The organism is Geodermatophilus sp. URMC 62 (assembly GCF_052931475.1).
The window spans coordinates 5,163,388-5,181,410 of sequence record NZ_JBRFHY010000001.1 but is presented as its reverse complement, the minus strand read 5'-3'; the positions used below and the strand labels follow the sequence as shown (position 1 = coordinate 5,181,410).

The following is an 18,023-nucleotide window of genomic DNA, read 5'->3' as shown; positions in this document are numbered from 1 at the left end:
GTGCCGGTCTCGTTCCCCTGGACCCTCCAGCGACTGGAGGGTGCAGGCTCCCCGGTGTGGACGACGGGACGCGCCTGACCATCGGCGAGGTGTCCGCCCGGCTCGGGCTGCCCGTGCGCACCGTGCGCTTCTGGACCGACGCCGGGCTGGTCGACCCGCCGGCCCGCACGAGCGGCGGCTACCGGCTCTACGACGCCGCGGCCGTCGCCCGCCTGGACCTGGTGCGCACCCTGCGCGAGCTGGGGCTGGGGCTGACCGCCGTCCGCGAGCTGCTGGCCGCGCGCCGCACGGTGGCCGAGGTCGCCAGCGAGCACGTGCGCGCCCTCGACGCCGAGATCCGCCTGCTGCGGCTGCGCCGGACGCTGCTGCAGGCCGTCGTCCACGCCGGCACCCCGACCGAGGAGATGAGGATCGTGTCCGACCTGGCCGCGCTGTCCGCCCGCGAGCGGCAGCAGATCGTCGACGAGTTCGTCGACCGCGCCTTCGCCGGCCTGCCCGACGACGCGCCCGGCGCCGGCCTGGCCGGGGCGATGCGGTCGCTGCCGGCCGAGCTGCCGGAGGAGCCCACCGCCGAGCAGGTCGCCGCCTGGCTGGAGCTCGGCCGCCTGGTGGCCGACGACGCCTTCGCCGGCCGGGTGCGGGAGATGGCGGTGGCCGGCGCGGGCGCGACCCCGGAGGACCCCGACCCCGGGCTCGACGCCGGCCGGCTGCGGTCCCTCGGTGGGCGCGCGCTGGCCGAGGGGGTGGCGCCGGGCAGCCCGGCCGCCGAGGCGCTGGTGGCCGAGCTGCTCGACGACGGCCGCGGGCAGGACCCCGGCCGGCGGACGGCGCTGGCCGACCGGCTGGCCGTCTTCACCGACGCCCGCGTCGAGCGGTACTGGCAGCTGCTCGGCGTCCTCAACGGCTGGCCGCCGTTCGAGCCGTCGGTGCCGGCCGTCGAGTGGTGGATCGCCGCCCTGCGCGCGGCACCCTGAGACCGTGGAGCGGCTGCTGGTGCACCCGCCGCCGCGTGGCCGCGGTGCCCGCGCTGCGGTAGGCACGACCGATGACCGTGATCGGCTTCCACAACTCGCACGAGCAGGTGCACCCGGCCGATCTGCTGGCCGCCGTCCGGCACGCGGAGGAGGTCGGCTTCACCGCGGCGATGTGCTCCGACCACTTTGCGCCCTGGAACCACAACCAGGGGCACTCGGGCTTCGCCTGGTCCTGGCTGGGCGCCGCCCTGGCCACCACCGGCCTGCCCTGCGGGGTGGTGAACGCCCCGGGGCAGCGCTACCACCCGGCGGTCATCGCCCAGGGCGCCGCCACGCTGGCGGCGATGTTCCCCGGCCGCTTCTGGATGGCCCTGGGCAGCGGGCAGGTGATGAACGAGCGCATCACCGGCACCCCGTGGCCGCCCAAGCGGGTGCGGGACGCCCGGCTGCGCGAGTGCGTCGACGTCATCCGCGCGCTGCTGGCCGGCGAGGAGGTCACCCACCGCGGGCTGGTCGACGTCGAGCGGGCGCGGATCTGGTCGCTGCCCGAGCGGCAGCCGGCGCTCATCGGCCCGGTGATGAGCGTCCCGACGGCGCGCCGGCACGCCGAGTGGGCCGACGGGTTCATCACCATCAACCAGCCGCACGAGACGCTGCGCGAGCTGGTCGGCGCCTACCGGGACGCCGGCGGGCAGGGCCGGCTCGTGCTGCAGGTGCACCTGTGCTGGGACCCCGACCCGGAGCGGGCGAGGCAGATCGCCTACGACCAGTGGTTCACCAACACGTTCCCGCCGCCGCTGTGCTGGGACCTCGACGGCCCGGAGGCGTTCGAGCAGGCCAGCGCGTACACGCCGCAGGAGGCGGTCGAGGGCGCCGTCCGGGTCAGCTCCGACCTCGGGCAGCACGCCGCCTGGCTGGCCGAGTACGTCGACCTCGGCTTCGACGAGGTCTACCTGCACCACGTGGGCAAGGAGCAGGAGCCGTTCCTCGACGCGTTCGGCGAGCACGTGCTGCCGCAGCTCGGCGTCACCCGTCCCGAGCCCGCGGTGGCGCTCGACGGCCCCGGCGGCCCGCGCCGTCCCCGGCAGGAGCCCGAGCCGGGGGCGCCGACGGTGCTGCCCGAGGGCCGGCCGAGCGGGGCGTGACCGCCGTCCGCCCGCCGAGTGGGCACCTGGTGCCGTCCCCGCCGGCGTGTCCGCGCGTGTCGGCGGCAGCAACCGCCCACTCGGCTCCCCGTCCACCCCGAGCTGAGGGGACCCGAACATGAAGATCACCGACACGGCCGACGTCTGGTGGAAGACGGCGGTCGTCTACTGCCTCGACGTCGAGACCTACCTGGACTGGGACGGCGACGGGTGCGGTGACCTCGCCGGCCTGGCGCAGCGCATCGACCACCTGGCCGACCTCGGCGTCACCTGCCTGTGGCTGATGCCCTTCTACCCGACCGCCGAGCGCGACGACGGCTACGACATCACCGACTTCTACGGCGTCGACCCGCGGCTGGGCACGCACGGCGACCTCGTCGAGGTGATCCGGACGGCGAACGACCGCGGGATCCGGGTGATCGCCGACCTCGTGGTCAACCACACCTCGATCCAGCACCCGTGGTTCCAGCAGGGCCGCCGGAGCAGGGACGACCCGTTCCACGACTTCTACGTCTGGCGCGACGACGAGCCGCCCGACACCAGCGACCAGGTGGTCTTCCCCGACCAGGAGGACTCGATCTGGACGTTCAACGAGCCGACGGGGGAGTGGTACCTGCACCGCTTCTACAAGGAGCAGCCCGACCTCGACGTCACCAACCCGCGGGTGCGCGACGAGGTCGCCAAGATCATGGGGTTCTGGCTGCAGCTGGGCCTGTCGGGCTTCCGCGTCGACGCCGTCCCCTTCTTCCTGGAGGCGCAGGGCGGCGCGGACGCCGGGGACTTCCCCGACCCGCACGAGTACCTCCGGGCGCTGCGGTCGTTCCTCGGCCGGCGCACCGGCAGCGGCGTGCTGCTGGGGGAGGTGAACCTGCCGCACGAGCAGCAGCGCGACTTCTTCGGCGGGGACGACGGCGACGAGCTGACCATGCTCTTCGACTTCGTCGGCATGCAGGCTCTGTACCTGTCGCTGGCCCGCGCCGACGCCGGCCCGCTGGTGCAGGCGCTCACCTCGCGGCCCTTCGTCGACCCGGACAGCCAGTGGGCGACCTTCGTCCGCAACCACGACGAGCTCACCCTCGACAAGCTCGGTGACGACGAGCGGCAGGAGGTGTTCGCCGCGTTCGGCCCCGAGGAGCGTATGCAGGTCTACGGCCGCGGCCTGCGCCGCCGCCTCCCGCCGATGCTCGACGGCGACCCGCGGCGGGTCCGGATGGTCTACAGCCTGCTGTTCAGCCTCCCCGGGACGCCGGTGCTGTTCTACGGCGAGGAGATCGGGATGGGGGAGGACCTCGACGCCGAGGGCCGCCTGGCCGTCCGCACGCCGATGCAGTGGACGTCGGGGCCCAACGGCGGCTTCTCGACGGCCGACGCCGACCGGCTGCCCGGTCCGGTGGTCTCCGGCGGGTTCGCGCCGGAGTTCGTCAACGTCGCCGACCAGCGCCGCGACGAGGACTCGCTGCTGTCGTTCGTGAAGCTGCTCATCCGCCGCTACCGGGAGTCGCCGGAGCTGGGCTGGGGCTCCTTCCGCGTCCTGGAGCAGCCGCACGCCGGGGTCCTCGCGCACGTGTGCGAGTGGGACGACGGCACGCTCCTCGCGGTGCACAACCTCGGCCCCGAGCCGCGCGTCGTGCCCCTGACCCTGGACGGCTGCGACGCCTCCCACCGCCTGGAGGACCTGCTGGTCACCCGGACGACACCGATCGGCGACGACGGCGGGGTCGAGCTGGCCCTGGACGGCTACGGCCACCGCTGGCTGCGGGTGGTGGCCGCCGACAGCCGGCGCCTGCTGTGAGCTGCGGGCTCCCCCGACCGCCGGTCATGCGGCCGGGACGGCGCGTGGCCGCGCGCCGTGACCACGCGGTCGGCCGCGGGTCCGGACCGCCGCGCCCGGGGGGCCTGTCCGGGAGCGCCGGAGGGCGCGCCTAGCGTGGCCGGGATGTCCGATCCCGCCGCTCCCGTCCCGTCCGCTCCCGTCCCGTCCGGGCCGCCCACCGCACCGGTGACCGTCCCGGCCGCCGCCGGCCCGGCCGACGCACCCGCCGCGGCGCACCCCGGGCCGGCCGGCGCGACCGCCGTCGGCGCGTCCGCAGGCCCCGGCGGGCAGGGCGGCCCGGCCGGCGTACCCGGTGGCCCGGCCGGCGCACCCGGTGGCCCGGCGGGCGTACCCGGTGGCCCGGCGGGCGTGCCCGGTGGTCCGGCCGGCGTGCCCGGTGGCCCGGGCACGCCGCCGGGAGTCGGTTCCGCGCCGGGTCCGGTGGCCGGTCCGCCCTCCCCGCCGCGCCCGTCCACCGCGGTCGGGCCGGCGATCCCGGCCGGACCGGGGGCGCCGGTCCCGGCGGACGGGCCCGCCGCACCGGGCGAGGGCACCGGGCCGCACGCGACCGGGCCGGTGACCGCCCGCCCCGCGGCGCCGCGGCCCCACCGCCGCGACCCGCTCACGCGGATGGGCCCGTGGGCGCCGGCCGCCGGGGCGACCCTCGGCCTGGTCGCCGGGCTGGTCGCCGTCCTGCTGCTGCGCGGGCGCGCCGACGCCTTCGGTGAGGGGCTGGCGCTGGTCTTCCTCGTCATCGGGCTGACCATGCTCGGCGCGGCCGCCGCGCTGCTGGCCGACGAGGTCCGGCTGGTGCGCCGCGGCGCCCGCGAGGCCGCCGTCCGGCCGGCGTGGGTGGAGGCCACCGCGAGCCTGATCAACGGGCTCACCCCCGCACGGCTGCTGCTGGGCAGCAGTGCCTTCGTGCTCTTCCTGGCCGCCTACGTCGGCCGCTGACCCCGGCCGCCGACCCCGGCCGGCCGCGTCGTCGGCACCCGCCGGGGCGCGGGCGCTCACCTGCCGCGGGCGTCCTCGCGCAGGTCCGCGGGGTCGAGGCGGCCCGCGACGATGTCGTCGGCGACGTCGTCGACCACCCGGCCGGTGGCGAAGGCGTGGGCGCGCAGCACGGCCAGGGTGTCCACGACGTCCATGCCGAGGGCGACCGTCGCGATCCCGGTGGCCTGCCACACGCGGCTGCGCCGCCGCGCGGCCGGCGAGTCCCACCAGCGGCCGGAGCTCTCGTCGCCCGCCACGGCCCCGGCGGACCGCACCAGCTCCTCCGTCAGCGTCACCACGACCGACTCGACGTCGTCCCGCGGGACCTTGGTGAGCGTCTCCAGCTCGCGCGCGTAGAGGTCGACGATGACGGTGGGCCCCAGCGGCGGCGCGAGCGGCACCGAGAAGACGGCGCGGTAGGGCGTGTCGCCGAGCAGGGCGGCGTGCAGGCTGGGCCAGTTGCGGGCGATGTCGTCGAGGTCGAAGACGATGGCGCTGCCGGTGTCGTGCGCGCGCAGGCACGGGCCGTCGCCGGCGGTGAACTGCAGCTGCTCGGCGTGTGCGGTGGTCGAGTCGCTGGCGCCGATCGGCGTCCGCAGGCCCGCCCCCTCGTGGATGCTCAGCGCGGCGCCATCGACCTGGACGGCCTGCGCGCAGGCCCGGGACAGCCGTGAGGGGACCATCTCGGGACCGTCCTCGCCCGGCTGCGCGGGCTCGCGCAGCGCCTCGAGGAAGCGACCCGCCGCGTCACTCGTCTCCACCGTCCGCCGTCCTCTCGTTCCGTCGTCCCTGGTCGTCCACCGGAAGTCGCCAGGTCAGACCCCCGGGGACAGCCTGGCCTCTCGTGCCCGCGCACACCACCCGGGTCAGCCGTAGGCGTCCACGGCCAGCACCACGGCCAGCCCGAGGCCGGCCAGGGCGATGAGCCGGCGCAGCGCCGCCTGCGGCGCCCGGCGCACCAGCCGGGGGCCGAGCCGGCCCCCGGCCAGGCAGCCCAGCGCCAGCGGCAGCGCCGCGCTCCAGGCCACCGGGGACAGCACCACGAAGCCGACGGCGGCCACCGCGTTGGCCGTGCCGAGGACGACGTTCTTGACCGCGTTGCTGCGTGGCAGGCCCTCACCGGTGCCGAGCAGCACGAGCGCCAGGAGCAGCACACCGGCCGCCGCGCCGAAGTAGCCGCCGTAGACGCCGATGACGCCGGTGCCGGGCGCCAGCCACCACGGGTCCCGCCGCCCGTGCACCCTCCGGCCCTCGGTGGCCAGCTCACCCGGCGGGCGCTGCAGGAGGATGGCCAGCGCGGCGCCGCCGATCAGCCACGGCACCACCTGCGCGAAGGCCTCGGCCGGGGTGAGCAGCAGCAGCGCGGCGCCCGCCGCCCCGCCCAGGACCGCCGCGCCCACCAGCGGCGCCAGCCGCCGTCCCTGGCCGGCCAGCTCCGGCCGCGAGGCGCTGATCGAGCCGACGCTGGTGAGCACCAGCGCGACGGTGTTGGTCACGTTCGCCGTCACCGGCGGCAGGCCGGTGGCCAGCAGCGCGGGGTAGCTCACCAGCGACGCGAGCCCGGCGACGCTGCCGGCCAGCCCCGCGCCCACCCCGGCCAGGACGAGCAGGACCCACTCCAGCACGCTCACCGGGTCACCAGCACGCCGATGGCGACGCAACCGAGCACGATGATGGCCGTCCGCAGCACCGCCGAGGGCAGCCGGCGGCCGTAGCGGGCACCGACCGTGCCGCCCACCGCCGAGCCCCCGGCCACCAGCGCGGCGGCGGTCCAGTCGACCCGGTCGGTGGCGACGACGACGTAGGCCAGCGCGGCGACGGCGTTGACCGCCGACGTCAGCACGTTCTTCACCGCGTTGAGCCGCTGCAGCGGCTCGGCCAGCAGCAGCCCGAACACGCCGATCTGCAGGACTCCCTGGCTGGCGGCGAAGTAGCCGCCGTAGCTGCCGGTGCCGTACGCCGCGCCGACCAGGCCGGCCAGCCGCCACCCGTGCGGCCGGGGCGCCGGCGTCCCGGCCGCGGCGCGCCGGGCGGCCAGCCGGCGGGTCAGCAGCGGCTGGACGGCGACCAGCACGACGGCCAGCCCCACCAGCGCGGGCACCACCGCCTCGAACGCCGCGGCGGGCAGGTGCAGCAGCAGGACGGCGCCGGTGAGCGCGCCGAGCACCGAGGCCGGAAGCAGCCGCAGCAGCAGGCCGCGCTGGCCGGCCAGCTCGCGGCGGTAGCCGATCGCGCCGCTGACGCTGCCCGGCACCAGGCCCAGGGTGTTCGACACGGTCGCGGTCACCGGCGGCAGGCCGGTGGCCAGCAGCACGGGGAAGGTCACCAGCGTCCCCGAGCCGACGACGGCGTTGATCGAGCCCGCGGCCAGTCCTGCGGCGGCGACCGCGAGCATCTCCCACCCGGTCACGCGTCCACCGGGTGGAAGCGTGACACGTCGGTCGGGGACGGCAGGCAACCGGGGTGGACCGGTCGCGGGGCCCCGGAGGGGCGCCCGACCGGGACGCGGGCAGCGGATCGGCGACGGTCGGGAACGGCACCGGGACGCGGTGTCGGCCGGTGGGCCGACGAGGTGCTCAGTCCTTGCGGCCGGCGTCGACGACGCGCAGCACGACCGCGCCCTCCTCGTCGGAGGCCCCGAGGTCGACCTCGGCGTCGATGCCCCAGTCGTGGTCGCCGGCGGGGTCGTCGACGATCTGCCGCACCCGCCACACGCCGGGCTCGCTCCTGTCCCAGATCAGCAGCGCCGGGCCGCGGGCGTCGGCGCCGGTGCCCACCTCGTCGTGCTCGGCGAAGTAGGCCCGCACCACCTCGCCCCAGCGCTCGGCGTCCCACCCGGAGCCCGCGTCGAGCTCCCCGAGGTCGTACCAGCGCCGCCGGGCCCACAGCTGCACCCGGGCGAACAGCGCGTTGCGGACCATCGCGGTGAACGCCCGCTCGTTGCCGGTCAGCGGGCGGGCGCGGGTCGGGACGGCGACCGGCTCGTCGATCGCCGAGTCCGGGCTGGTCAGCTGCTCCCACTCGTCGAGCAGCGAGGAGTCGACCTGGCGCACCAGCTCGCCCAGCCACTCGACGAGGTCGGTGACCTCGTCGGTGCGCGCGGCGGTGGGCACCCCGTTGCGCAGCGCCTTGACCGCGTCGGAGAGGTAGCGCAGCACCGCGCCCTCGGCCCGGGTCAGCCCGTAGGTGGAGACGAACTCCTTGAAGGTCATCGCCCGCTCCCACATCTCGCGGACGACCGACTTCGGCGACAGGTGGGCGTCGGCGGCCCAGGGGTTGCTCTGCACGTACACGGCGAAGGCGTGCTCGAGCAGCTCGGCCAGCGGCTTCGGGTAGGTGACCTCCTCGAGCAGCTCGATCCGCTCGTCGTACTCGATGCCCTCGGCCTTCATCTGCGCCACGGCCTCACCGCGGGCCTTGTTCAGCTGCGCGGCGAGCACCTGCCGCGGGTCGTCGAGGGTGGCCTCCAGGACGCTGACGACGTCGAGCGCGTAGGTGTCCGACGCCGGGTCGAGCAGGTCGATGGCGGCCAGCGCGAACGTCGACAGCGGCTGGTTGAGCGCGAAGTCCGGGGGCAGGTCGACCGTCAGCCGGTGCCGCCGTCCGTCGGGCTCGGGCTCGTCGAGCCGCTCCAGGACGCCGGCCTGCAGCAGCGACCGGGCGATGCCGATCGCCTCCCGGACGTGGCGCAGCTGCCGCCTGCGCGGCTCGTGGTTGTCGGTGAGCAGGTGGCGCATCGCCGCCACCGGGTCGCCGGGCCGGGCGACGACGTTGAGCACCATGCCGGTGGTGACCTGGAAGTGGCTGGTCAGCGCCTCGGGCTCGGCCTCGACCAGCCGCCTCATGGTCGCCTCCGACCACGGCACCATGCCCTCGGGCGCCTTGCGGCGCACGAGCTTGCGGCGCTTCTTCGGGTCGTCGGCGACCTTGGCGAACTGCCGCAGGTTCTCCACCTCGTGCTCGGGCGCCTGCACGACGACGGTGCCGGCCGTGTCGTAGCCCGCGCGGCCGGCCCGCCCGGCGATCTGGTGGAACTCGCGCGCGTTGAGCAGCCGCGTGCGGGAGCCGTCGTACTTGCTCAGCGCGGAGAACGCGACGGTGCGGATCGGCACGTTGATGCCGACGCCGAGGGTGTCGGTGCCGCAGATGACCTTGAGCAGCCCGGCCTGGGCCAGCGTCTCGACCAGCCGCCGGTACTTGGGCAGCATCCCGGCGTGGTGGACGCCGATGCCGTGGCGCACCAGCCGCGACAGCGTCGTCCCGAAGGCCGAGGAGAAGCGGAACCCGCCGATCGTCTCGGCGATCGCCGCCTTCTCCTCCTTGGTGCACACGTTGACGCTCATCAGCGCCTGCGCGCGCTCCAGCGCCGCGGCCTGGGTGAAGTGGACGACGTAGACCGGCGCCTGCCTCGTGTCGAGCAGCTCCTGGATCGTCTCGTGGGCCGGCGTCGTCGCGTAGTAGTGGTGCAGCGGGACGGGGCGCTCGGCGCTCGCGACCAGCGCGGTGGGGCGGCCGGTGCGGCGGGTGAGGTCCTCGCGCAGCCAGCCGGTGTCGCCGAGGGTGGCGCTCATCAGCAGGAACTGCGCGTCGGTGAGCTCCAGCAGCGGCACCTGCCAGGCCCAGCCGCGGTCGGGGTCGCCGTAGAAGTGGAACTCGTCCATGACGACCAGGCCGACGTCGGCGTCGGCGCCCTCGCGCAGCGCGACGTTGGCCAGCACCTCGGCGGTGCAGGCGATGACCGGGGCGCCGGCGTTGACGCTCGCGTCGCCGGTGAGCATCCCGACGTTGGCCGCGCCGAAGACGCCGCACAGTGCGAAGAACTTCTCGCTGACCAGGGCCTTGATCGGCGCGGTGTAGAAGCTGCGCCGCCCGGCGGCCAGTGCGGCGTACTGCGCGCCGGTGGCCACCAGCGACTTGCCCGAGCCGGTCGGCGTGGACAGGACGACGTTGGCGCCGCTGACCAGCTCGATCAGCGCCTCCTCCTGGTGCGCGTACAGCGGCGTGCCGCCGGCCTCCGCCCACGCGGCGAAGGAGGTGAACAGCTCGTCGGGGTCGGCGCCGCGACCCCGCAGCGCCGTGAGGTCGCCGGGGTCGTCGAGCAGGGGGAGGGGCGCGGTCGCGGTCATCGTGACTCAACAGCGTGCCCGACCGCCGGTGCCTTCCCGCTGCCGGGACACCGGGACGCGGCAGGTCACGATCCGGTCACGACACCTGCGGCCGGTGCTGGTGTCCGCCGTCCTCCCGGGAGAAGGTGAACGGCAGGTGAACGAGAGGTGGCTGCACGGTGCGCGTCGAGGAACGTCCGCTGGTCCGCTGGGTGCCCGTCGTCGGCCGGGAGGGTCGCCGGCACCTGGAGATGCGCTGGCACGTGCCCGCGGCGGCCGGGGCCCGGCAGCTCCCCGGGCCGGCCTGACCCGGCGGCCGGCCCGCGGGCCCCTCGACCCGGGCCCCGGGTTCCGGCCGGGTGCGACCGGGTAGGCGGGACGACGACGCGCCACGGGGGGAGACGACCCCCGGGGCAGCGCACCCCACCCGGAGGAGCACCCGTGTCGTCACCCCGCCCCGAGTCCCAGCCCGAGCAGCAGCAGACCCCGCCGGGCACCCTCGGCGAGATGGACCCCAAGCCCGACCACGGTGAGGAGAGCTACCGCGGGTCCGGGCGGCTGACCGGCAAGCGCGCGGTCATCACCGGCGGCGACAGCGGCATCGGCCGCGCGGTCGCCATCGCGTTCGCCCGGGAGGGCGCCGACGTCCTGATCTCCTACCTCGACGAGCACGAGGACGCGCGGGACACCGCCAAGTACGTCGAGGAGGCCGGCCGCAGGTGCGTCCTGGTCGCCGGTGACCTCTCCGACCGCAGCCACGCCAAGACGATCATCCCGAAGGCGCTCGAGGAGCTCGGCGGGGTCGACATCCTGGTCAACAACGCGGCCTACCAGATGAGCCACGACACGCTCGAGGAGATCTCCGACGAGGAGTTCGACCTCACCGTCGGACTGAACCTGGGCGCGATGTTCACGCTGTGCAAGGACGCGGTCCCGCACATGCAGCCGGGGTCCTCGATCATCAACTCCTCGTCGGTCAACTCGGACATGCCGAGCCCCTCGCTCGCCGTCTACGCGATGACCAAGGCCGGCATCGCGAACTTCACCGCCAGCCTCGCCCAGCTCTACGCCGAGAAGGGCATCCGGGCCAACAGCGTCGCCCCCGGGCCGGTGTGGACCCCGCTCATCCCGGCGACCATGCCGGAGGAGAAGGTGGCCAGCTTCGGCCAGCAGGTGCCGCTGGGCCGCGCCGCGCAGCCGGCCGAGCTCGCGCCGGTCTACGTGCTGCTGGCCAGCGACGAGGCGTCCTACGTGTCGGGCGCCCGCGTCGCCGTCACCGGGGGCAACCCGATCCTCTGAGGGCCGCCGCGATGATCAGGGGACCTGATCCCAGCGCGTCCTCCCTCACGGTGCACGGTGAGGGAGGACGCACGACGATCAGGGACCCTGATCATCGCCGGGCCCCGGTCGTCGCCGGGCGGTGACCGTCCGGGCCAGCGTGGCGATGCCGGCCGGGCCCACGCGGCAGCACCCCCCGACCAGCCGGGCGCCGGCGTCCAGCCACCCCGGGACGGCGGCCGGGTCGACCCCGCCGCTGCCGGTCCACCGCCGGGCGACGGCGTCCCAGCCCTCGCCGCTGTTCGGGTAGGCGACCAGCGGGACCCCGGCCGTGGCCGCGGCCGCCAGCGCCGGGCCCACGGCCGCCGGGTCGGTGCAGTTGACGCCGACGGCGACCACCGCGCCGACGCCGCGGGCCATCGCGAACACGTCGGCGGCCGGCTCCCCCCGCCGGGTGCGCGCCACCCCCGCCGCGTCGACGACGGTGGTCAGCGACAGCCACACCGGCACCCCCAGCGCCTCCGCCTCGGCCAGCAGCGCCTCGGCCTCGGCGGCGGCCGGCACCGTCTCGCAGGCCAGGACGTCGGCGCCGGCCTCGGCCAGCACGGCCATCCGCGGCCGGTGGAAGGCCCGCAGCCGGGCGACGCCCACCTCGGCCGCGTAGCCGCCGGTGTACTCCGAGCCGTCGGCCAGGGCCGCGCCGTACGGTCCCACCGAGCCGGCCACCCACCCCCCGGGCGCCCCGCGCCGCGCCAGTTCCACCGAGCGGGCCACCAGCGCCAGCGCCTCGTCCCGCCCGACACCGGCGGCGCCGAAGCCCTCGACGGTCGCCTGGTAGCTGGCCGTCGTCGCCACCTGCGCGCCGGCGGCGGCGAAGGCGGCGTGCGCGGCCACGACGGCCTCCGGCTCGTCGCGCAGCAGCCGCGCCGACCACAGCGCCGAGGACACGTCGTGCCCACGGGCCTCCAGCTCGGTGGACAGGCCGCCGTCGAGGACGACGGGACCGGCGGCGAGCGCGTCGGCGAGGGGCGGCAGCACGCCGTCCATCGTGCGCCCGGCCTGCGCGCCCGGCGGCTGCCCCCGAGGATCGGCCCATGGTGTTCATCTGGAGCAGCAACTGGGGGCCGCGACGCCGCCGCCGCGGGTACGGCCCCCGGCCGGGCTGGGGAGGCGGCTGGGGAGGTGGTTACGGCCCGGGGTACGGCCGCGGCTACGGCCCGCCGCCGGGCTACGGGTACCGCGGCCGCTACCGCGACGACCGCGACGGCGGCTGCCTGCGCGACCTGCTGTTCCTCAACACCGGCTGCTGCCTGGCCAACGCCATCGGCTGCGGCATGGACGGGCTGTTCCTCGTCCCGACGACGGTGCGGCACGTGCACCGCGCCGGCACCGGGGCCCGCGGCTCGCGGGTGGCCGAGCGGATGGTCGCCGCCGTCCGCGTCTACCAGCGCGAGGTCAGCCCGAAGCGCCCGCCGTGCTGCTCGTTCAGCCCGACCTGCTCGGCCTACGCCGTCGAGGCGCTCGAGCGGCACGGCGCCCGGCGGGGCGGCTGGCTGACGCTGCGCCGGCTGGTCCGCTGCCGCCCGGGTGCGGCCGGGGGCGCCGACCCGGTGCCCACCGCCGCCTGAGCCCACGCCGCCCCCGACGGGGCCGGGAACGACCGGCTCGCGGGGGCCCGGGCGCAGGCCCGCGACGCGCCCGGTCAGACTCCTCCCGTGCCCGCCGGCGACGAGACCACCGGTGACCTCCCGGTCACCGGCTCCCTCGCCGTGCCCGCGGGCGCCCTGTCGTGGCGGTTCTCCCGCTCGTCCGGGCCCGGGGGGCAGGGCGTCAACACCGCCGACTCCCGGGTCGAGCTGTCGGTGGCGCCGCTCGAGGTCCCCGGCCTCACCGACGCCCAGCGGGCCCGCCTGGCCGAGCGGCTGGCCGGCCGGCTGGTGGACGGCGTCCTGACCGTCACCGCGAGCGAGCACCGCCAGCAGCTGCGCAACCGGCAGGCCGCCCGCGAGCGACTGGCCGCCGTCCTGCGCGCGGCGCTGGCCCCGCCGCCCCCGGCCCGGCGCCGCACGAAGCCGACGAGGGGCTCGCAGGAGCGGCGGATCTCGGCGAAGAAGCAGCGCGGCGAGCTCAAGCGCTCCCGCCGGCGGTGGGACTAGGACCCTCCCACCCGAGCTCCGCCCGCCGCCGCTGCAGGAACGCCCGCTCGGTGGCGTTGCCGGCCAGCGCGGCCGCCTCGTCGTAGGCCGCGGCGGCCTCGGCGGTGCGGCCCAGCCGGCGCAGCAGGTCGGCCCGGACGGCGGGCAGCAGGTGGTGTCGCGGCAGGTCCAGCGCGTCGACCAGGGCCAGCCCCGCCGCGGGTCCGAGGACCTCCGCCACGGCCACCGCCCGGTTCAGTGCCACCACCGGGGAGGGGGCGAGCGCCATCAGGTGGTCGTAGAGCGCGACGACCTGCCGCCAGTCGGTGTCCGCGGCGGTCGGGGCGTCGCTGTGCACCGCCTGGATGGCCGCCTGCACCTGGTAGGGCCCCGGCGCGTTGCGGCGCAGGCAGCGCCGCACCAGCTCCTGCCCCTCGGCGACGAGCCCGGCGTCCCAGCGGCGCCGGTCCTGCTCGGGCAGCGGCACGAGCTCCCCGGAGGGCGTGACCCGGGCGGCCCGGCGGGACTCGACCAGCAGCATCAGCGCCAGCAGGCCGTGCACCTCGGGCTCGTCGGGCATCAGCTCGGCCAGCGCGCGACCCAGCCGGATCGCCTCGGCACACAGGTCGGTGCGCACCAGCCGGTCACCGGAGGAGGCCGTGTGGCCCTCGGTGAAGACCAGGTAGACGACGGCGAGGACACCGCGCAGGCGGTCGGGCAGGTCGGCGTCCTGCGGCACCCGGTAGGGGATGCGCGCATCGCGGATCTTGGCCTTGGCCCGGACCAGGCGCTGCGCCATCGTGGCCTCGGGGACGAGGAACGCGTGCGCGATCTCGGCGGTGGTGAGACCGCCGACCAGCCGCAGGGTCAGCGCGACCCGGGCGGCCGGGGCCAGGGCGGGGTGGCAGCAGGTGAACAGCATGCGGAGCCGGTCGTCGCGCACGGCGCCCTCCTCGGGCGGCTCATCGGGTCCGGCGAGCAGGGCGGCCTCGGTGGCGGCCCGCAGGTACCGCTCGGTCCGGGTGGACTCCCGGCGCACGCGGTCGATCGCCCGGTTGCGGGCGGTGGTGACGATCCAGCCGGCCGGGCTCGGCGGCACGCCGTCGGCCGGCCAGCGCTGCAGTGCGGTGAGGAACGCGTCCTGCACCGCCTCCTCGGCGGCGTCGATGTCGCCGAGGAGGCGGGTGAGGACGGCGACCGCGCGCCCGTAGGACTCGCGGAAGACCGCCTCGACGTCCGGGGCCACGGTCAGGGGCGCTGCCGGAACGGCCGCACCTCGATCGGCAGGCCGCTGGCCAGCGCCGTCCGCCGTCCCCACTCGAGGGCGGCGTCGAGGTCGGGGGCGTCGACGACGGTGAACCCGCCGAGGTGCTCCTTGCCCTCGGCGTAGGGACCGTCGGTGACCAGCACGTCGCCGTCGACCGGCCGCACGACCGTCGAGGCGTCGGGGTCGTGCAGGCCACCGGCGAACACCCACGCCCCGGCGGCCTCCATGTCGCGGCGCAGCGCGTCGAGGTCGGCCATGACCTTCGCGAGGAACTCCGCGTCCGGTGCGGGTCCGACGGGCTGGTGCATCGCGAGCAGGTAGAGAGCCATCGCTCCTCCTCGGGTCCGGCGGGCCGGCCCCTCGCCGGTCCGCTCACCCCCTGTACGAACGGGGACGCCACGGAGCGACAGCGTGCCGCGGGGAGTTCCTACAGCTCCGGCATCGGCACGCCGGGCGGCCGCACGACCACCCACAGCGGCAGCCGGCCGTCGGCCGAGCGGGTCGCCTGCACCACCTCGAAGCCCAGCCCGCGGGCGAACCGCACGACCGCCCACGCCGGCGCCACGAGCGCCGCGGGCACCCCGTCCTCGTCGCAGCGCCGCAGCACCGGCTCGAGCACCGCGCCGCCCAGCCCGCGCCGGCGCGAGCGCGGCCGGGTGGCCAGCGCCCGCAGCCGCCAGTGCGGCCCGCCGGGGAGCGCCGCGGCCAGCTGCTCCTCGGTGCGGGCGACGGCGTCGGCGCGGTCGGCGTGCAGGCGGGGCACCTCGCGCTCCAGTGCCGCGCGGACGTCGGCGGGCACCGGTGTCGCCGCGCCCGCCGGGGCGTCCCAGGAGGCGACGGCGTCGACGTCCTCGCTCACCCACGTGGTGCCGGTGGCGACGCCGCGGTGCCCGTCGAGCTCGGCGAGGCGGGTCAGCCGCTGGGTGCGTCCGTCGTCGGGCAGCGCCCACCGCACCCAGCGCGACTCGGCGAACGCCACGGTCAGGGTGGCGGCGATCCGCGGGACGTCGCGCGGCTCGGCCGGCCGGACGACGGGGACGCCGATGTGGACGGTCGGCCCGGGGTCGCTCATGACCCGATCAGACCACGCGCGCCGCGCCGACGCCGGACCCGCACGACCGGGCCCGGACACGACGACGGGGCCGGCCCTCGGAGAGGACCGGCCCCGTCGGGGGCCCTGCAGGGTCCCGCCGCGAGCGCGCGAGCGGTGGGGCCAGGGGGTCCTTACCCGATCTTGCCGTCGTTGTCGCGGTCGAGGGCGTCCTTGGCCTTCTGGGTCAGGCCGCGGTCGTCGCGACCGGTGGTCCCGGTCGTGGTGCCGCGGGTGCCGGTGGTGGCGGCGTCGGTGTCGACCTCGATCTGCTCCTTGCGCACGTCGCCGCTGACGGTCTCCTGACCGGTCACGGTCTCGGTGTCGAGGCGGACCCGCTCGACCGGCGTGGCCTCCTTGGAGACGACGGGGCGCTCGGCGTGCAGCGTGACTTCGTGCTCCTCCTCGGAGATGGCCGGCCCGTCGAGGGCGTTGCCGATGTTGGCGTCGGTGATGGGCTCGCGCTCGACGCGGACCTGCTCGTGCGAGACCGGCACGGTGGCCGTCTCGGTCTCGGTCACGACGTACTTGCGCAGGCGGGCGCGGCCGGCCTCGACGCGCTGGGTGCCCACCTCGAGGTGCTCCTCGGAGCGGGTCATGGCGTTGTCGGTGGTGGGGCCGGAGGTGTCGCGGCCCACGGTGCCGGCCTGGCCGCTGAGGTCCTGGCGGCCGGTGGTGGCGCGGCCCTCGAGCGAGTCCGGGATGCCGTCGCGGTCGCTGTCCCGGCCGGTGGTGCCGGTCGTGGTGCCGGTCGTCGCCTGACCGGTGGTGGTGCCGGTCGTGGCCTGACCGGTGGTGGTGCCGCTGGTGCCCACGCGGTAGTAGCGGTAGAGCTCCTCCTCCTCCTGGGGGGAGAGGTGCCCGCTGGAGACGTCGACGTGCGGGGCGTTCTTGACCGTGTTCTTGTCGTAGGGCACGCGGAGTTCGCCGCCCTCGACGGTGGCCTCGGCCAGGGGCACGAAGGCCTCCTTGGTGCCGAAGAGGCCGGTGCGGACGGTGGCCCACTCGGGGCGGCCGGTCTCGTCGTCGAGGAAGACCTCGCCGACGCTGCCGTGCTTGCCGTCGGGGCCGACGGCGGTGCTGCCGATGACGCTGCTGATCTGCTGCTCGGTGATCACGGTGCTCCTCAGGGGACGGCGTGCGTGGGACGGCCCGGCTCCCTCGCGGCGTGTCGTGCCGGGGCTCAGCGGGCCACTCTCTGGGTGCCCCTGTCTTTACGTCGTAAACACCGTCCGCCGGATCCGCTCAGTCTCCCGGGGCGCGTCCCTCCTGCCGGACGGTCTCCAGGCGGTCCAGCAGGTTCTCCAGGGCCTCCTCGAACTCCGCGGCCGTCTCGTCGCGGGACAGCAGGGGCTGCAAGCGCACCACCGAGGGGTAGGAGGTCAGGTCGGCACCGGGGGAGGCGGCGCCGTCGCCGGACGCGTCCTCCGCGTTGATCGCCACCCCCTTCTGCGAGACCTCCAGCAGCAGGTGTCCCAGGAGGAAGCTCGAGTAGGCGCGGTAGGCACCCACGGCCGCCTCGTCGGAGAAGCCGCTCCCGGTCATCGCGGTGAGGAAGGACTCCACCCAGCGCAGGCTGCGCAGGGGTGGGCGGACCCAGGGCGCGGCCGGCGGGCGGGTGGCCACGAGCGGGAAGACCTCCGGGTGGGCCAGGGCGATCCGCCGCACGCCGTGCGCCAGCCGCTGCAGGTAGTCCTGCCACCCGTGCGCGGCCTGCAGGTGCACCTCCGGGTCGCCGTAGAGCTCGTCGATGACCGTCTCGACGACGCCGTCGAGCAGCTGCTCGCGGCCGGGCACGTAGCGGTAGAGCGCCATGGCCTCCACGTCCAGCGCGGCACCCAGCCGGCGCATGGTCAGCGCGGCGAGGCCGTGCCGGTCGATGTACTCGACCGCCGCGCCGAGGACCCGCCGGCGGTCCAGCGGCGTGCGCCCGGTCGACGGGGGACCGGCCGGCAGCACCGCGGCGGCGGCGCCGCGCGCCGCCGGGCTGTCGGGGTCGGGGAGGTCTCCGGGGGAGGAGGAGACGGAGGCGCCGGGCGGCGCGTCGTCGGGGAGCTCACCCTGCACGCGTCCATCGTGACCTGCCGGGACGACGGCGAGGCCCGGTACCGGCGCGTCCTGGCGCGGCACGCCGGGGTGACCTCGGCCGCACCGCCCGATCCGGCCGCCGGTGAGGTCACCGGAACGCAGGGTTGACGCCGGTGCCGCTGCGGGGAAACCGGG

At 76.3% G+C, this 18,023-nt stretch carries 18 protein-coding genes; 8 read left to right on the top strand and 10 right to left on the bottom strand.

All coding sequences use genetic code 11. The features are described 5' to 3' along the window. The first annotated feature begins 56 nt into the window (after positions 1-56). The 4 genes from ACU616_RS24815 (at position 57) to ACU616_RS24800 (ending at position 4,886) form a co-directional block, all read left to right on the top strand. Positions 57-974, top strand: coding sequence for a helix-turn-helix domain-containing protein (locus ACU616_RS24815; protein WP_446761055.1), 918 nt, complete (start codon positions 57-59; stop codon positions 972-974). Positions 975-1,045: 71 nt separating this feature from the next. Further along, entirely contained in the window at positions 1,046-2,119 is a 1,074-nt protein-coding gene (locus tag ACU616_RS24810; protein WP_446761054.1) for a TIGR03885 family FMN-dependent LLM class oxidoreductase, read from the top strand. Between the two features lie 118 nt (positions 2,120-2,237). Continuing rightward, positions 2,238-3,911, top strand: coding sequence for an alpha-amylase family protein (locus tag ACU616_RS24805; RefSeq protein ID WP_446761053.1), 1,674 nt, complete (start codon positions 2,238-2,240; stop codon positions 3,909-3,911). A 144-nt stretch (positions 3,912-4,055) separates the two neighbouring features. Then, positions 4,056-4,886, top strand: coding sequence for a hypothetical protein (locus ACU616_RS24800; RefSeq protein WP_446761052.1), 831 nt, complete (start codon positions 4,056-4,058; stop codon positions 4,884-4,886). Positions 4,887-4,942: 56 nt separating this feature from the next. Here ACU616_RS24800 and ACU616_RS24795 read toward each other — a convergent pair whose 3' ends face one another. The 4 genes from ACU616_RS24795 to ACU616_RS24780 form a co-directional block, all read right to left on the bottom strand. After that, positions 4,943-5,686, bottom strand: coding sequence for a hypothetical protein (locus ACU616_RS24795; RefSeq protein ID WP_446761051.1), 744 nt, complete (start codon positions 5,684-5,686; stop codon positions 4,943-4,945). Between the two features lie 105 nt (positions 5,687-5,791). Continuing rightward, on the bottom strand, positions 5,792-6,556 hold the full coding sequence (locus ACU616_RS24790; protein ID WP_446761050.1) for a sulfite exporter TauE/SafE family protein: 765 nt from the start codon (positions 6,554-6,556) through the stop codon (positions 5,792-5,794). Continuing rightward, positions 6,553-7,335, bottom strand: a complete 783-nt coding sequence (locus ACU616_RS24785) for a sulfite exporter TauE/SafE family protein (RefSeq protein WP_446761049.1) — start codon at positions 7,333-7,335, stop codon at positions 6,553-6,555. Before ACU616_RS24785 ends, ACU616_RS24790 begins: the two co-directional genes overlap by 4 nt. A 166-nt stretch (positions 7,336-7,501) precedes the next feature. Continuing rightward, a complete protein-coding gene (locus tag ACU616_RS24780; RefSeq protein ID WP_446761048.1) occupies positions 7,502-10,051 on the bottom strand; it encodes a DEAD/DEAH box helicase in 2,550 nt (849 codons plus the stop codon). A gap of 158 nt (positions 10,052-10,209) precedes the next feature. Between ACU616_RS24780 and ACU616_RS24775 the strand changes: the two genes are divergently transcribed. Then, on the top strand, positions 10,210-10,338 hold the full coding sequence (locus ACU616_RS24775) for a hypothetical protein (RefSeq protein ID WP_446761047.1): 129 nt from the start codon (positions 10,210-10,212) through the stop codon (positions 10,336-10,338). A 133-nt stretch (positions 10,339-10,471) separates the two neighbouring features. Beyond that, entirely contained in the window at positions 10,472-11,329 is an 858-nt protein-coding gene (locus ACU616_RS24770; RefSeq protein WP_446761046.1) for an SDR family oxidoreductase, read from the top strand. Positions 11,330-11,407: 78 nt separating this feature from the next. On the opposite strand, the gene mmuM is transcribed toward ACU616_RS24770, so the two are convergent. Beyond that, a complete protein-coding gene (gene mmuM / locus ACU616_RS24765; protein WP_446761045.1) occupies positions 11,408-12,355 on the bottom strand; it encodes a homocysteine S-methyltransferase in 948 nt (315 codons plus the stop codon). Positions 12,356-12,402: 47 nt separating this feature from the next. On the opposite strand from mmuM, the gene yidD reads away from it, so the two are divergent. Both yidD and arfB read left to right on the top strand, forming a co-directional pair. Continuing rightward, positions 12,403-12,936 (top strand): membrane protein insertion efficiency factor YidD, encoded by a 534-nt coding sequence (gene yidD, locus ACU616_RS24760; protein WP_446761044.1) that lies wholly within the window; start codon positions 12,403-12,405, stop codon positions 12,934-12,936. Between the two features lie 87 nt (positions 12,937-13,023). Continuing rightward, positions 13,024-13,464: an alternative ribosome rescue aminoacyl-tRNA hydrolase ArfB gene (gene arfB, locus ACU616_RS24755; protein ID WP_446761043.1), complete on the top strand. Its 441-nt coding sequence runs from the start codon at positions 13,024-13,026 to the stop codon at positions 13,462-13,464. Here the strand turns inward: arfB and ACU616_RS24750 are convergent. The 5 genes from ACU616_RS24750 to ACU616_RS24730 all read right to left on the bottom strand — a co-directional run bounded on the left by ACU616_RS24750 (position 13,436) and on the right by ACU616_RS24730 (position 17,867). Continuing rightward, a complete protein-coding gene (locus ACU616_RS24750; RefSeq protein WP_446761042.1) occupies positions 13,436-14,689 on the bottom strand; it encodes an RNA polymerase sigma factor in 1,254 nt (417 codons plus the stop codon). The genes arfB and ACU616_RS24750 overlap by 29 nt on opposite strands. A gap of 2 nt (positions 14,690-14,691) precedes the next feature. Further along, complete coding sequence (locus ACU616_RS24745; protein ID WP_446761041.1) at positions 14,692-15,039, bottom strand: YciI family protein; 348 nt, start codon at positions 15,037-15,039, stop codon at positions 14,692-14,694. A 98-nt stretch (positions 15,040-15,137) separates the two neighbouring features. Further along, positions 15,138-15,782 carry an N-acetyltransferase gene (locus ACU616_RS24740; protein WP_446761040.1) on the bottom strand — a complete coding sequence of 215 codons (645 nt, stop codon included), beginning with the start codon at positions 15,780-15,782 and terminating at the stop codon, positions 15,138-15,140. A 152-nt stretch (positions 15,783-15,934) separates the two neighbouring features. Then, positions 15,935-16,918, bottom strand: coding sequence for a DUF2382 domain-containing protein (locus ACU616_RS24735; RefSeq protein ID WP_446761039.1), 984 nt, complete (start codon positions 16,916-16,918; stop codon positions 15,935-15,937). Between the two features lie 127 nt (positions 16,919-17,045). Then, positions 17,046-17,867, bottom strand: a complete 822-nt coding sequence (locus ACU616_RS24730) for a TetR/AcrR family transcriptional regulator (RefSeq protein ID WP_446761038.1) — start codon at positions 17,865-17,867, stop codon at positions 17,046-17,048. Between the last annotated feature and the right edge of the window lie 156 nt (positions 17,868-18,023).

Coding starts and splice junctions, on each gene's coding strand:
- ACU616_RS24810 (WP_446761054.1), top strand. CDS start 1,046: ATGACCGTGATCGGCTTCCACAACTCGCACGAGCAGGTGCACCCGGCC.
- ACU616_RS24805 (WP_446761053.1), top strand. CDS start 2,238: ATGAAGATCACCGACACGGCCGACGTCTGGTGGAAGACGGCGGTCGTC.
- ACU616_RS24800 (WP_446761052.1), top strand. CDS start 4,056: ATGTCCGATCCCGCCGCTCCCGTCCCGTCCGCTCCCGTCCCGTCCGGG.
- ACU616_RS24780 (WP_446761048.1), bottom strand. CDS start 10,051: ATGACCGCGACCGCGCCCCTCCCCCTGCTCGACGACCCCGGCGACCTC.
- mmuM (WP_446761045.1), bottom strand. CDS start 12,355: ATGGACGGCGTGCTGCCGCCCCTCGCCGACGCGCTCGCCGCCGGTCCC.
- yidD (WP_446761044.1), top strand. CDS start 12,403: ATGGTGTTCATCTGGAGCAGCAACTGGGGGCCGCGACGCCGCCGCCGC.
- ACU616_RS24745 (WP_446761041.1), bottom strand. CDS start 15,039: ATGGCTCTCTACCTGCTCGCGATGCACCAGCCCGTCGGACCCGCACCG.
- ACU616_RS24740 (WP_446761040.1), bottom strand. CDS start 15,782: ATGAGCGACCCCGGGCCGACCGTCCACATCGGCGTCCCCGTCGTCCGG.